This is a genomic window from Variovorax soli NBRC 106424, from assembly GCF_001591385.1.
Lineage (GTDB): Bacteria > Pseudomonadota > Gammaproteobacteria > Burkholderiales > Burkholderiaceae_C > Variovorax > Variovorax soli.
Genome location: NZ_BCUU01000001.1, coordinates 49410 through 62423, shown reverse-complemented (window position 1 = coordinate 62423; position 13014 = coordinate 49410). Strand labels below are relative to the sequence as shown.

The 13014-nt window shown below is 68.3% G+C and carries 12 protein-coding genes; all 12 read right to left on the bottom strand.

Features of this window, described 5'->3' with window-relative positions:
* Window positions 1-56: 56 nt before the first annotated feature.
* The 12 genes from VSO01S_RS00300 to VSO01S_RS00245 all read right to left on the bottom strand — a co-directional run bounded on the left by VSO01S_RS00300 (window position 57) and on the right by VSO01S_RS00245 (window position 13008).
* Complete coding sequence (locus tag VSO01S_RS00300) at window positions 57-290, bottom strand: hypothetical protein (RefSeq protein ID WP_068639800.1); 234 nt, start codon at window positions 288-290, stop codon at window positions 57-59.
* A 248-nt stretch (window positions 291-538) separates the two neighbouring features.
* The gene (locus tag VSO01S_RS00295) at window positions 539-2560 is read right to left on the bottom strand and encodes an ABC-F family ATP-binding cassette domain-containing protein (RefSeq protein ID WP_068639799.1); all 2022 of its coding nucleotides are present in this window, start codon (window positions 2558-2560) and stop codon (window positions 539-541) included.
* Window positions 2561-2663: 103 nt separating this feature from the next.
* Window positions 2664-3527, bottom strand: coding sequence for a 50S ribosomal protein L3 N(5)-glutamine methyltransferase (gene prmB / locus VSO01S_RS00290; RefSeq protein ID WP_068639798.1), 864 nt, complete (start codon window positions 3525-3527; stop codon window positions 2664-2666).
* The gene (dapE, locus tag VSO01S_RS00285; protein WP_068639797.1) at window positions 3524-4696 is read right to left on the bottom strand and encodes a succinyl-diaminopimelate desuccinylase; all 1173 of its coding nucleotides are present in this window, start codon (window positions 4694-4696) and stop codon (window positions 3524-3526) included. Before dapE ends, prmB begins: the two co-directional genes overlap by 4 nt.
* 7 nt (window positions 4697-4703) lie before the next feature.
* On the bottom strand, window positions 4704-5852 hold the full coding sequence (locus VSO01S_RS00280; protein ID WP_068639796.1) for a PilT/PilU family type 4a pilus ATPase: 1149 nt from the start codon (window positions 5850-5852) through the stop codon (window positions 4704-4706).
* An 81-nt stretch (window positions 5853-5933) separates the two neighbouring features.
* Window positions 5934-6767: a 2,3,4,5-tetrahydropyridine-2,6-dicarboxylate N-succinyltransferase gene (gene dapD, locus VSO01S_RS00275; RefSeq protein ID WP_068639795.1), complete on the bottom strand. Its 834-nt coding sequence runs from the start codon at window positions 6765-6767 to the stop codon at window positions 5934-5936.
* Between the two features lie 57 nt (window positions 6768-6824).
* Window positions 6825-8030 (bottom strand): succinyldiaminopimelate transaminase, encoded by a 1206-nt coding sequence (gene dapC, locus VSO01S_RS00270; protein ID WP_068639794.1) that lies wholly within the window; start codon window positions 8028-8030, stop codon window positions 6825-6827.
* A gap of 52 nt (window positions 8031-8082) precedes the next feature.
* Complete coding sequence (locus VSO01S_RS00265) at window positions 8083-8460, bottom strand: VOC family protein (RefSeq protein WP_068639793.1); 378 nt, start codon at window positions 8458-8460, stop codon at window positions 8083-8085.
* 20 nt (window positions 8461-8480) lie between these two features.
* The gene (locus VSO01S_RS00260; RefSeq protein ID WP_068639792.1) at window positions 8481-9956 is read right to left on the bottom strand and encodes an SRPBCC family protein; all 1476 of its coding nucleotides are present in this window, start codon (window positions 9954-9956) and stop codon (window positions 8481-8483) included.
* Window positions 9957-10002: 46 nt separating this feature from the next.
* Window positions 10003-10443 carry an SRPBCC family protein gene (locus tag VSO01S_RS00255; RefSeq protein ID WP_068639791.1) on the bottom strand — a complete coding sequence of 147 codons (441 nt, stop codon included), beginning with the start codon at window positions 10441-10443 and terminating at the stop codon, window positions 10003-10005.
* A gap of 3 nt (window positions 10444-10446) precedes the next feature.
* Entirely contained in the window at window positions 10447-12150 is a 1704-nt protein-coding gene (locus VSO01S_RS00250) for a flotillin family protein (RefSeq protein WP_068639790.1), read from the bottom strand.
* A 27-nt stretch (window positions 12151-12177) separates the two neighbouring features.
* Window positions 12178-13008, bottom strand: a complete 831-nt coding sequence (locus VSO01S_RS00245; RefSeq protein WP_068639789.1) for a phosphoenolpyruvate hydrolase family protein — start codon at window positions 13006-13008, stop codon at window positions 12178-12180.
* Between the last annotated feature and the right edge of the window lie 6 nt (window positions 13009-13014).

Below are 13014 nucleotides of genomic sequence, written 5' to 3'. Positions count from 1 at the left end.
GTCTTGAAAATGTCGTGCTCGCCGAGCGGCGGCAGATCGAGGTGTCGTGGTTCCGTTCAGGCGATGCTCTTGCCGTCGGCGGGATCCTGGCCGGCAGCCGTGCCGACCGTGGCCGTCATCAGGCCGATGGCGCTGGCCCGGAGCAATTCCTGGCGCAGTGCCGCTTCGAGCTGCTTGCGGGCGGAATCCGGGCGGTCGTGGTCGTATTCCTCGTCGAGTTCGCAGTGCAGGTAGTAGTCGACCCGTGCCATGAGCCGCTCTATCGACGCTGCAATGTCCGCTTCGTTCATTCCTCTCCTCCGTATCTTGGCGCGGTCGCGATGGGAGATGACGCAAGCCCGCGCATGGTATCGCCGGTGGCCATTGAATCTCTCGAATATGTGAGCTTTATACAGTTACATACAGTGCTTCACCGACCTGAGTGAAGCCGCAACGCAATGCGTTGCTTGTTTGCAACGTCAGATGGTAGTCCGCTGGAGCCATCGCTCCGGCCACCCGGCCGGAAGTGCGACTTGATGGTAGTGATTTACCTGCCAGTTCAAGCGCCTGCTGCTTCCAGTTCGTCCGTCAATCGGAGCCAAAGTTCCTCCAGGCCCTCGATTTCCTCGGTGAGCGCCTTCAGGCGCTTGCCGGCTTCGGCGATCTCGGCGGGGGGCAGGGGCTGGGTCAGGCGGGCCTCGATCTGTTCGCGCTCCGCGCCGGCCGCGGCCATTCGCGCCTCCGCCTTGGCGAGCTCGCGCTTGATGGGTTTTTGCCGCTCCTGGCGCTGCTGCCGCTCCTGAGCCTCCTGCTGGCGCTGTTCGCGTGAGGACACGGCGGGTGCAGGCGCCGCCACTGGCGCGGCCACCGGCGCTTGCGGCTCGGAAGCTTCAGGGCTGGATGCAGCCGTTGCGCGGCCGGCTTCCTTGGCCAGTTCCCGCTGGCGCTTGGCTTCCTCGAGCAGGTAGCGCTGGTAGTCGTCCAGGTCGCCGTCGAAGTCGGTGACCTTGCCCCGGCCCACCAGCCAGAACTCGTCGCACACCGAGCGCAGCAGCGCCCGGTCGTGGCTGACCAGCATCAGCGTGCCTTCGAACTCGTTCAGGGCCACAGCCAGCGCCTCGCGGGTGGCCAGGTCCAGGTGGTTGGTCGGTTCGTCCAGCAGCAGCAGGTTGGGGCGCTGCCAGACCATCATGGCCAGCACCAGGCGCGCTTTTTCGCCGCCGCTCATGGTGCCCACCGGCTGCTTGACCATGTCGCCGCTGAAGTTGAAGCTGCCCAGAAAGCCGCGCAGGTCCTGCTCGGTGCTGCGCTCGCGGCTCGATGCCCCCAGGTCCCGCGCCAGGCGCACCATGTGCTCCAGCGGGCTGCTGGCCGGGTGCAGCACGTCCAGTTCCTGCTGGGCAAAGTAGCCGATGTTCAGGCCCTTGCCCTCGGTCACCGTGCCGGCCAGGGCGCCCATCTCGCGGGCGATGGTCTTCACCAGCGTCGACTTGCCCTGGCCGTTGGCGCCCAGGATGCCGATGCGCTGGCCCGCCAGCACGGAGCGGTTCACGCCGGCCAGGATCACCTTGGCCGGCGCATCTTCCTGCACGTAGCCGAAGGCCGCGTCGCTGATGGAGAGCATCGGATTCGGGATGTTGTCCGGCTCCTTGAACTCGAAGCTGAAGTCCGCCTCGGCCAGCAGCGGCGCCACCTTTTCCATGCGCTCCAGCGCCTTGACGCGGCTTTGCGCCTGCTTGGCCTTGCTGGCCTTGGCCTTGAAGCGGTCGATGAACTTCTGCAGGTGGGCGATCTTGTCCTGCTGGCGGGCGAACGCCGCCTGCTGCTGCTCCATCTGCAGCGCGCGCATCTCCTCGAACTTGCTGTAGTTGCCGCCATAGCGATTCAGGCCCGCATGCTCGATGTGCAGCGTGACGTCGGTCACGGCGTCGAGGAACTCGCGGTCGTGGCTGATGACGATCATGGTGCCGGCATAGCGCTGCAGCCAGCTTTCCAGCCAGACCAGGGCGTCCAGGTCCAGGTGGTTGGTGGGCTCGTCCAGCAGCAGCAGGTCGCTGGGGCACATGAGGGCGCGCGCCAGTTGCAGCCGCATGCGCCAGCCGCCGGAGAAGCTGTTCACCGGCTGGTCGAGTTCGTGCACCTTGAAGCCCAGGCCGAGGATCAGGGCCTGGGCGCGCGGCACGGCGTCGTGCTCGCCCGCGTCGGCCAGCTCGGTGTAGGCGTGGGCCAGTTCCATGCCGATGTCGTGGTCGTCGGGTGCCTGGGCGTGCTTGTGTTCCAGTTCGGACAGGGTCTGTCGAATTTCCGCCAGGCGCGTGTCGCCACCCACCACGAAATCGGTGGCCGTTTCCTCGGTCTCCGGCATGTTCTGCGCCACCTGGGCCAGGCGCCACTGCCGAGGCATGGAGAAATCGCCGCCGTCCTCGTGCAGCGTGCCGTTGAACAGGGCGAAGAGGGTGGACTTGCCGGCGCCGTTGCGCCCCACCAGGCCGACTTTCTCGCCGGGGTTGATGGTGACGCTGGCGCCATCGAGCAGCACTTTGCTGCTGCGGCGCAGGACAACGTTCTTGAGGGTGATCATGTCAATGGGTTCGCCGGGCCGCCTGCGGCCGGGCGCTTGTATTCGGTTGCACGGGCCGGATGGAATGCCGGCTCAGAAATCGGGGGCGAAGGCCCCCGGGGCGTCAGGCGAGATTTTCTCTCGTCAGCAGAAGCACCTGGTCTTCGCCGGCGCTGGTGGCCAGCCACACCACCTCGAGCTGCGGAAAGGCCGCTTCGAAATGCTCGCGCTCGTTGCCGATCTCCAGCACCAGCACGCCATTGTCGCTGAGGCAGCCCGGTGCCGCGGCCAGCAGGCCACGGATGAAGTCCATGCCGTCGGTGCCGCCAGCCAGTGCCAGCTCGGGCTCGGCCCGGTATTCCGCGGGCAGGGCGTCCATGCTTTGCGCGTTGACGTACGGCGGGTTGCACAGGATCAGGTCGTACGGCCCCCGCACGTCGGCCAGCCCGTCGGACTGCAACAGCGTGATGCGGCTGTCCAGTTCGTGCCGCGTGACGTTGATGGCCGCCACTTCCAGCGCCGCCGTCGACAGGTCCGCCGCGTCCACCTGCACGTCCGGATAGGCCATGGCGGCCAGCACCGCCAGGCTGCCGTTGCCGGTGCACAGGTCCAGCACGCGCCGGGTGTGTTCGCCCAGCCAGGGGTCGATGGTGCCGTCGGCCAGCAGCTCCGCAATGAAGCTGCGCGGCACGATGGCGCGCTGGTCCACGAAGAAGGGCACGCCCTGCAGCCAGGCCTCGCGCGTGAGGTAGGCCGCCGGCAGGCGGGTGTCGATGCGCTCTTGCAGCAGGGCGCCCACGCGCTGGGCGTCGGCGGGCGACACCTCGCGCTCGGCCACGGCGTCGAGGTCGTGCAGCGGCAGCTTCAGGCGCCAGAGCACCAGCCAGGCGGCTTCGTCGAAGGCATTGGTGGTGCCGTGGCCAAAAGCCACGCCGCCCTGGGTGAGCAGCTTGGCGCCGGCCTCTATCAATTGAATTACCGTGCTCATCGGCTCCCCAGGCTGTCCAGGGCACCGATGGCGCGGCGGTAGATGTTCTTCAGCGTCTCGATGTCGGCAACGGCGATGTGCTCGTCGATCTTGTGGATGCTGGCGTTGACCGGGCCCAGCTCGACCACCTGGTCGCACACCTTGGCGATGAAGCGCGCGTCGCTGGTGCCGCCGCTGGTGGACAGCTCGGTCTCGATGCCCGTCTCGTCCCGGATGGCCTGCTGGACCGCCGCCACCAGTTCGCCGGCCGGCGTGAGGAAGGGCAGGCCGCCCACGGTCCATTGCAGCTCGTAGTCCAGCTGGTGCTTGTCGAGCACGGCGTGCACGCGCTGCTGAAGCGATTCGGGCGTGGACTCGGTGGAGAAGCGGAAGTTGAAGTCCACCACCGCCGTGCCCGGAATGACGTTGCTCGCGCCCGTGCCCGCGTGGAAGTTGCTCACCTGCCAGCTGGTGGGCTGGAAGTGCGCGTTGCCTGCATCCCAGGCGCCGGCGTCGTTGATGGCCACGAGTTCGGCCAGCGCGGGGGCCAGCGTGTGCACCGGGTTGCGCGCCAGATGCGGGTAGGCGATGTGGCCCTGAATGCCCTTGACCGTGAGGCGCCCGCTCATGGTGCCGCGCCGGCCGTTCTTGATCATGTCGCCGGTGCGCTCCACGGCGGTGGGTTCGCCCACGATGCAGTAGTGCAGCTTCTCGCCGCGGTCGCGCAGCTGGTTGCACACGATCACCGTGCCGTCGACGCCCGGGCCCTCTTCGTCGCTGGTGAGCAGCAGGGCCAGGTTCAGGTGCGGCTGGGGATGGGCTTGCAGGAACTCCTCGATGGCCACCACGAAGGCGGCCAGCGAGGTCTTCATGTCGCAGGCGCCGCGGCCGTAGAGCTTGCCGTCCCGGTGCGTGGGGGTGAAGGGCGGGCTGGTCCATTGCTCGAGCGGGCCGGTGGGCACCACGTCGGTATGGCCGGCAAAGACCAGCGTGCGCGCCTGGGCGTGGCTGCTGCGGCGCATCGCCCAGAGGTTGGTGACGCGGAAGGTGTCGGGCCCGCTCTCGATGGTCTCCAGCTCGAAGCCGAGCTTGGCAAGCCGCTCGCCGAGCAACTGCTGGCAGCCTCCGTCTTCGGGGGTGACGGAGGGGCGCGAGATCAGTTGTTCGGCAAGGAGCAGCGTGCGAGACATTGGAGGGTCAAAATTTCACGTCGAGCGTGATGTCGGTGAAGGTGGGTTCCTCGAGCTGGTCGAGGAGGGCCCGCTCTTCGTGTTTTTCGGCGGGCGCCTTGCGGTTCTGCAGGCGCCACATCAGGTTGGTGGGCGAGTCGGCGTGGGCCAGGCCCTCGGCGCGGTCGACGCGGCCGTCGACGATCAGGCGGGCGATGTCTTCCTCGAAGGTCTGCGAGCCCTCGGCCATGGATTGCTCCATGGCTTCCTTCACGGCGGAGAAGTCGCCCTTCTCGATCAGGTCGGCCACCAGCTGCGTGTTGAGCATGATCTCGATGGCCGGCACGCGGTTGTTGTCGGGCGTGCGCAGCAGGCGCTGCGAGATGATGGCGCGCAGGGCCGAGGCCAGGTCGCCCAGCAGGGTGGGGCGCACTTCCACGGGGTAGAAGCTCAGGATGCGGTTCAGCGCCCGGTAGCTGTTGTTGGCATGCAGCGTGGCCACGCACAGATGGCCCGATTGCGCATAGGCAATGGCCGCGTCCATGGTTTCGCGGTCGCGGATTTCGCCGATCTGGATCACGTCGGGCGCCTGGCGCAGCGCGTTCTTCAGCGCCAGCTGCAGCGATTCGGTGTCGCTGCCGATGTCGCGCTGGTTCACCAGCGACTTCTTGTTGGCGTAGGTGAACTCGATGGGTTCTTCCACCGTGAGGATGTGGCCGCTGGCGTTCTCGTTGCGGTAGTCGATCATCGACGCCAGCGTGGTGGTCTTGCCGGCGCCGGTGGCGCCCACCATCAGGATCAGGCCGCGCTTTTCCATGATGAGGGTCTTCAGGATGGGCGGCAGGTTCAGCGTGTCGAAGGCCGGAATGGTCGACGGAATGTGCCGCACCACCACCGCATAGGTGCCGCGCTGGCGCATGGCGCTGATGCGGTAGTTGCCGGCGCCTTCCAGCGCCACGGCGGTGTTGAGCTCGCCATTGCGCTTGAGCTCGTCGATGCGGTTGGCCGGCAGGATTTCGGAGAGGAGCGACAGCGGCGCCTCCGGCGGCAGCAGTTGCGCGTTGATCGGCAGGCACTGGCCGTTGATGCGGATCTGCGCCGGCGCATGCGCCGAAAGGTAGATGTCCGAGGCCTTGCGGTCGGCCATCAGGCGAAGAATTCGCTCCATCGTGCTCATTGCTCTCTCCTCGTCGTTGTCGTCGTCAGCGTTGCCATCCAGAGCCGCAGGCCCGGCCCTCCGCCGGGCTGCGGCTCGCCATCAGTCTCGCAGCAGGTCGTTCAGGCTGGTCTTGGAGCGCGTTTGCGCATCGACCGTCTTGACGATGACCGCGGCGTAGGTGGTGTAGTCCTGGCCCGACTTGGTCTTCTTGGGCAGGCCGCCGCTGATCACCACGCTGCCGGCCGGCACGCGGCCGTAGCTGATTTCGCCCGTGTCGCGGTTGAAGATCGGGGTGCTCTGGCCGATGTAAACGCCCATGCCCAGCACGGAGTTCTCTTCGATCACCACGCCTTCGACCACTTCGGAGCGCGCGCCGATGAAGCAGTTGTCCTCGATGATGGTGGGGCCGGCCTGCAGCGGCTCCAGCACGCCGCCGATGCCCACGCCGCCCGACAGGTGCACGCCGGCACCGATCTGCGCGCACGAGCCCACGGTGGCCCAGGTGTCGACCATGGTGCCTTCGCCCACGTAGGCGCCGATGTTCACGTAAGAGGGCATCAGGATCGCGCCCTTGGCGATGTAGCTGCCGCGGCGGGCCACGGCCGGCGGCACGATGCGCACGCCCGCGTCCTTCAGCTCGCTGGCCGACAGGTGCGAGAACTTGGTGGGCACCTTGTCGTAGAAGCCCAGCGAGCCGGCCTGCATCTGCTCGTTGTCCTTCAGGCGGAAGGACAGCAGCACCGCCTTCTTGATCCACTGGTGCACGGTCCACTTGCCCACGCCCTCACGGGTGGCCACGCGCAGCTTGCCGTTGTTGAGCTCGGCGATGACGTGCTCGACCGCATCGCGCACTTCCTTGGAAGCGGCGGTGGCGGAGATGTTGGCGCGGTCTTCCCACGCGGCGTCGATGGTTTGCTGGAGTTGCTGGGTCATGGATGCTCGGATGCTCTGGTTGGTATGAGGGAGGTCAGGGCGGCGTTGGCGATGTGGCTAGCGGCCCTTGTTGACGAATTCGGCGATGCGGTGCGCGGCTTCGGTGCATTCGGAGGTTTCGGCCACCAGGGCCATGCGGATGCGGCCGCGCCCGGGGTTGTGGCCTTGCGCGTCGCGCGCCAGGTACGAGCCCGGCAGCACGGTCACATTGTATTGACGGTAAAGCTCGCGGGCGAAGGCGGTGTCGTCGCCTTGCCACGCCGCCGGCACCCCGGCCCACAGGTAGAAGCTGGCGTCGGGCAGGCGCACGTCCAGCACCTTGTCCAGCAATGGTGTTACTGCCGAGAACTTGGCACGGTACTGGGCGCGGTTGTCCACCACGTGCGATTCGTCGCCCCAGGCCGCGATGCTGGCCGCGGCCACCGCGCCGCTCATGGCGCTGCCGTGGTAGGTGCGGTAGAGCAGGAAGGACTTGATGAGCGCCGCGTCGCCCGCCACGAAGCCGCTGCGCAGGCCCGGCACGTTGCTGCGCTTGGAAAGCGAGGTGAGGGCGATCAGGTTCCTGAAGTCGCTGCGGCCCAGGCGGGCGGCGGCTTCCAGCCCGCCCAGGGGGGGCTCGTCGCGGAAGTAGATCTCGCTGTAGCACTCGTCGGAGGCGATCACGAAGCCGTAGCGGTCGGACAAGGCAAAAAGCTTGCGCCACTCGTCCAGCGGCATCACCGCGCCGGTGGGATTGCCCGGCGAGCAGACGAACACCAGTTGGGTGCGCGCCCAGACCTCGGCCGGCACGCTGTCCCAGTCCACCGCGAAGTTGCGCGCCGGAACGCTGGGCACGTAGTACGGCTCGGCGCCCGCCAGCAGGGCGGCGCCCTCGTAGATCTGATAGAAGGGATTGGGCGAGAGCACCACCGGCGCCGGCTGCGCGCTGGCATCCACCACCGTCTGCGCCAGGGCGAACAGCGCCTCGCGCGAGCCGTTCACCGGCAGCACCTGCGTGGCGGGGTCGAGGTCGAGCCGGTAGCGGGTCTTGAGCCAATGGGTGAAGGACTGGCGCAGCTTCAGGTCGCCGGCGGTGGCCGGGTACACCGCCAGGGCGCCCAGGCCGGCCATCAAGGCGTCCTTGATGAAGCCGGGCGTGGCGTGCCGGGGCTCTCCGATCCCCAGGCTGATGGGGGAATAGGCCGGGTCGGGCGTGACGCCGGCAAACAACTGCCGCAGCCGTTCGAAGGGGTAGGGCTGGAGCTTGGCAAGCAGGGGGTTCATTGGCCAATTATCGGCCAGCGCCACCGCCAGCGCCGGCTGCGGGGCCGGCCCCTCAGAGCGTCTCGGAGGGATCGAAGTCCAATTCCACCTTGGCCCCGGTCGGGTCATGGCAGAACAGCTGCCAGGTCCCGGCGCCGGCCTGCTGGCGAAGGTCGTACCGGGTGCCGCTGGCGTCGAAGCGCGCCTTGACCGCCTTGAGGTCGCGGGCGGTGAACGCCATGTGGTCGATCACGCCCGAGCGGCCTGGTGGCACCGGCCGGTCGAAATACATGTGCAGCACCGCCTGCGGTCCGCCGGCGTACAGCCAGGCACCCGGAAAGCCCAGGTCCGGCCGCGGCCCTTCCGTCAGGCCCAGCAGGCCGCAGTAGAAATCGAGCGCCTTCTGGCGGTCTTCGACGATGACGGTGAAGTGGTTCATGCCGACGATCATGGGATCGGTCTCCTTTGCTGCTATGCGACGAGCACGAGTGCTCCGGTGCGCTCGCGCGATTCCAGCCGTTCATGCGCCTGCGCCGCCGCATCCAGCGAATAGCGCTCGATGGGCGGCACGCGGATGGCGCCGTCTGCCAGCGCGGCCCACACCCGCTGGGCCCGCTGCGCGAGCACCGCCGGGCTGGCCACGTAGTCGAACACCACCGGCCGCGAAAAGCTGAGCGACTTGGCCAGCAGCGCGTCGGGCTCGATGGGCGGCAGCGGCCCGCTGGCCTGGCCCAGGCTGATCCAGTGCCCGCAGCGGGCGAGCGCCGCGAGGTTCTCCTCGCGCGCCGCCACGCCCAGGCCGTCGACCACCACATCGGCACCGCCGCAGGCGCGCTGCACCGCGTCCGCGAAACGGTAGTCACGCGTGACGATGACCTGGTCGCAGCCGTGCTCGCGCGCCAGCCGTGCCTTGGCTTCGCTGGAGACAGTGCCGAGCACGGTGGCACCCAGGTGCTTGGCCCACGCGCACAGCAGCAGGCCGACGCCGCCGGCGGCCGCATGCACCAGCAGGCGTGTGCCGGGGCCGACGCGGCCGAGGTCGCGCAGCAGGTAGTCGGCCGTCAGGCCCTTGAGGAACAGCGCCGCCGCCACTTCGTCGTCCACCGCCGGCGGCAGGCGCACCACCCAGTCGGACGGCACGCTGCGCACGGTGCAGTACGCGCCGGGCACGGGGCCGAGGTAGGCCACCCGGTCGCCGGGCAACAGGCCGCCCGCACCGGGCCCGGCGTCCAGCACGGTGCCGGCTGCTTCCATGCCGGGGACGCCGGGTTGTTCGGGCGCCAGGGGCAGCATCTGCGGAATCCAGCCGCGGCGCAGGTACACGTCGATGAAGTTCACGCCGATGGCGCGCTGGCGGATGCGCACTTCGCCTTCGCGCGGCGCCGCTGCCTGCGCATCCTCGGCCCTCAGTTCCTCGGCGCCGCCGTAGCGGTGCAGCACGACGCGGCGTGTCGGCAAGGGCAGGGCGGTCGGCATGGGTGCGCTACCGGCCGGACGCAGGTCTTCGCCCTGGCGCAGATGCCGGCGCAGCGCGTCGAAGCCGGTCTCGTACACGCCCTGGGCCACCATGTCGCGCAGTTCCGCTTCGCGTCCTGGCGGCGTGGCAAAGGTCGATTCCCAGTGCCAGAAGGTGCGCTGCCCGTCGGTCACCGGCTTGAGGGTGATCGTGGCCACGTAGCGCTGCAGCGGCACGGTGGCCTCGACGATGCAATAGGTGCTGCGGTGGTCGCGGTCCGAAAGCGTCAGCAGCTGCTCGCGGATGTGGTTGCCGTCCTTGAGGGTGAAACTGCGCACGCAGCCCACCTGGTCGCCGCGCTCGCCGCCCTCGATGTGGCTGGCCTCGACGGCCGGGTGCCAGCGGTCGTGGCTGTTGAAGTCGCGCAGCACCGCCCACACGCGCTCGATGGGCGCGTCGATGACGGTGGAGCGGACGACTCGCTGGAGCATCAGGACCTGCCGAGCATTGCGACCCCTTGCATATCTTCAGCAGGCCCTAACGTCCGCCGAAGTGCCGTTTGAGCGCGTCGAAACCGCCCTGGAACACGCCGCCGCCGATGGTTTCGCTCAGCTCCTGTTCGCGTCCCGGCGCGCATTCGAACTCCGCGCTCCATTCGGCAAAGCAGCGCCCGCCGTCGGTCACCGGCGTGAGCTTGAGCGTGGCCACGTAGCGCTCCACGCCCATCGGGCTTTCCAGGATCTCGTAGCTGCAGCTGTAGTCGTAGTCGGACAGGGCCAGCAGCCGCTCGCGGATGGCGCCGCCGTCGCGCAGGTGAAAGTGGCGGATGCAGCCGATGCGGTCTGCCGGCTGGCTGTTCTCGATGCGGCTGTCGGCAATGGCCGGATGCCACAGCGGCAGGCCGTTGAAGTCGCGGATGCGCGACCACACGTTGTCCGCGCTGGCATCGATCACGCTGGAGGCGTAGACCTGCACCATCGGCTACTCCTTCTTTGCGCCGGGTTCCTTGTTGCCCGGCAACGAGGCATGCACGCCGCTCGCGGCGCCGGCCAGGCGCTGGATGTCGCCGCCTTCCACGCCGATCTCGCGCAGCAGCTGGTCCACCAGCGGTGCCTGCGCCCTGAAGCGCAGCGCCGAATTGACCACGCTGTCGGAGAAGTTGCCGGTGCCGTCCGAGCCGTTGGAGCCGCCGCCGCCGGAGCCGCCCAGGCCGTCCACCTGCAGGATCTTGATGCCCTCGATGCGCTCCATCGGCTTGACCGATTCGCGGATGATGGCCTCGGCCTTTTCCACCAGCCGCATGCGCAGGGCCGAGGCCCTGGCTTCGGGCGTAAGCATGTTGTGGGCCTCGTTCATCAGGCGCTGGCCCTCGGCTTCGATCTCGGCGCGCACGCGCTGGGCCATGGCCTTGATCTTCTCGGCATCCGCATCGGCCTCGGCCTGGGCGCGGATGGCGGCGCCGCGGTCCGCGCTGGCGGCCTTCTCGGCCTGCGCCGCCGCCCGCAGGCGCATCGAATCGCGCTCGGCCTGCTGCGCGGTGGCGATGAGCTCGATGGTCTTCTTGCGCTCGGCCGCCTCGACTTCGCGCGCGGTGAAGACTTTTTCCTCCGCCGCGATGGCCAATGCGCGGGCTTCCTCGGCCTGCGCCTGGGCTTCGCTCTGCGCCTTGCTCTCGCGCGCCACCGCAATGGCGCGCTGCTGCTCGGCCAGCTCCAGCGACATGCGGCGTTCGATCTCGGCGCTCTGGATGGCGCGCTCCTTGGTGATGCGCTCCTGTTCCAGCTGCTGGTCGGACCGGATGCGTGCCGCGTCGATGGCCTGCTTGGCGCTGATCTGCGCGCCCTCGGCATCCTGCTCGCGCTGGGCGCGCTCGGCCGCCACTTCGGCCCGCTGGCGGGCGCGGGCAATTTCCACTTCGCGCTGCTGCGTCAGGCGGGCGTATTCGGCATCGCGGTCGATTTCCAGCGACAGCTTCTCGGCTTCCAGGTTCTTGTTGCGGATGGCCACCAGCGTGTCCTGCTCGACGTCGTTGCGCTGCTTCTTGCGCTGCTCGATCTGCTCGGTCAGCCGCGTCAGGCCCTCGGCGTCGAAGGCGTTGCTGGGGTTGAAGTACTCCATGCCGGTCTGGTCCAGCTGGGTGAGCGAGGCGGCCTCCAGTTCCAGGCCGTTCTTGGTGAGGTCGTCGGCCACCGCGTCGCGCACCCGCTTGACGTAGGCGCCGCGCCGCTCATGCAGCTCCTCCATGGTCATCTCGGCGGCGGCGGTGCGCAGCGCGTCGACAAACTTGCCTTCGACCAGCTCCTTGAGCTGCTCCGGCTCCATGGTGCGCAGGCCCAGGGTCTGCGCCGCGTTGGCCACCGCTTCGGCGTTGGTGGCCACGCGCACGTAGAACTCGGCGATCACGTCCACACGCATGCGGTCCTTGGTGATCAATGCCTTGTCACGGCCACGGCTCACTTCCAGCCGCAGCGTGTTCATGTTGACGGGAATCACGTCATGCACGATGGGCAGCACGAACGCGCCGCCGCCCAGCACCACCTTCTGCCCGCCCAGGCCGGTGCGCACGAAGGCCCTTTCCTTGGAGCTTCTCAGGTAGAGCCAGTGCAGCAGCCACACCGCAATGGCGACGACGATCGCCACGACGATCAGGGCGAGGATGAAGCTTCCGAATTGAGCGCCTGACATAGGGGTCGACTCCTTCTAGGTCTGTGCTTATCGCGTGATCTGGACGAACCGGCGGGTGGTCTCGGTGAGCGCCACCTCGGTGGGCAGCCGCTCCATCGAGCTGGCGCCGTAGAAGCCGGCGCAATCCGGGCAGCGCGCCAGGACGTGATGCGCATCCTCCGGCGTGGCAATGGGGCCGCCGTGGCACAGCACGATCACTTCCGGGTTCACTTCGAGCGCCGCCTTGGCCCAGGCGTTGATGCGCGGAATGCAGTCTTCCAGCGTGAGTGCGGTGTCGGCGCCGATCGAGCCGCCCGTGGTCAGGCCCAGGTGGCACACCACGATGTCGGCGCCGGCCCCGGCCATGGCGCGCGCGTCGGCCTCGCTGAACACATAGGGCGTGGTCAATAGATCCATGGCGCGCGCCTTCCTGATCAGCGCCACCTCGTGCCCGTAGCCCATGTCGGTCTCTTCGAGGTTGGCGCGGAACACGCCGTCGATGAGGCCCACGGTCGGAAAGTTCTGCACGCCCGAGAAGCCCAGCGAGACCAGCCGCGCCAGCAGGTCGTCGGCGATCATGAAGGGATCGGTGCCGTTCACGCCCGCCAGCACCGGCGTGTTCTTCACCACCGGCAGCACTTCGCGCGCCATGTCGCACACGATCTCGTTGGCATTGCCGTAGGCCAGCAGGCCCGCCAGCGAGCCGCGGCCGGCCATGCGGTAGCGGCCGGAGTTGTAGATCACGATCAGGTCGATGCCGCCGGCTTCCTCGCACTTGGCGGACAGCCCGGTGCCTGCGCCGCCGCCGATGATCGGGCGGCCCGCCGCCATCTTGGCGCGCAGGTCCTTCAGCACGGTGGATCTGGCAATGCGTGGCATGGGTTC

Coding starts and splice junctions, on each gene's coding strand:
- VSO01S_RS00295 (WP_068639799.1), bottom strand. CDS start 2,560: ATGATCACCCTCAAGAACGTTGTCCTGCGCCGCAGCAGCAAAGTGCTG.
- dapE (WP_068639797.1), bottom strand. CDS start 4,696: ATGTCTCGCACGCTGCTCCTTGCCGAACAACTGATCTCGCGCCCCTCC.
- VSO01S_RS00280 (WP_068639796.1), bottom strand. CDS start 5,852: ATGAGCACGATGGAGCGAATTCTTCGCCTGATGGCCGACCGCAAGGCC.
- dapC (WP_068639794.1), bottom strand. CDS start 8,030: ATGAACCCCCTGCTTGCCAAGCTCCAGCCCTACCCCTTCGAACGGCTG.
- VSO01S_RS00255 (WP_068639791.1), bottom strand. CDS start 10,443: ATGGTGCAGGTCTACGCCTCCAGCGTGATCGATGCCAGCGCGGACAAC.
- VSO01S_RS00260 (WP_068639792.1), bottom strand. CDS start 9,956: ATGCTCCAGCGAGTCGTCCGCTCCACCGTCATCGACGCGCCCATCGAG.
- VSO01S_RS00265 (WP_068639793.1), bottom strand. CDS start 8,460: ATGATCGTCGGCATGAACCACTTCACCGTCATCGTCGAAGACCGCCAG.
- dapD (WP_068639795.1), bottom strand. CDS start 6,767: ATGACCCAGCAACTCCAGCAAACCATCGACGCCGCGTGGGAAGACCGC.
- VSO01S_RS00245 (WP_068639789.1), bottom strand. CDS start 13,008: ATGCCACGCATTGCCAGATCCACCGTGCTGAAGGACCTGCGCGCCAAG.
- VSO01S_RS00300 (WP_068639800.1), bottom strand. CDS start 290: ATGAACGAAGCGGACATTGCAGCGTCGATAGAGCGGCTCATGGCACGG.
- VSO01S_RS00250 (WP_068639790.1), bottom strand. CDS start 12,150: ATGTCAGGCGCTCAATTCGGAAGCTTCATCCTCGCCCTGATCGTCGTG.
- prmB (WP_068639798.1), bottom strand. CDS start 3,527: ATGAGCACGGTAATTCAATTGATAGAGGCCGGCGCCAAGCTGCTCACC.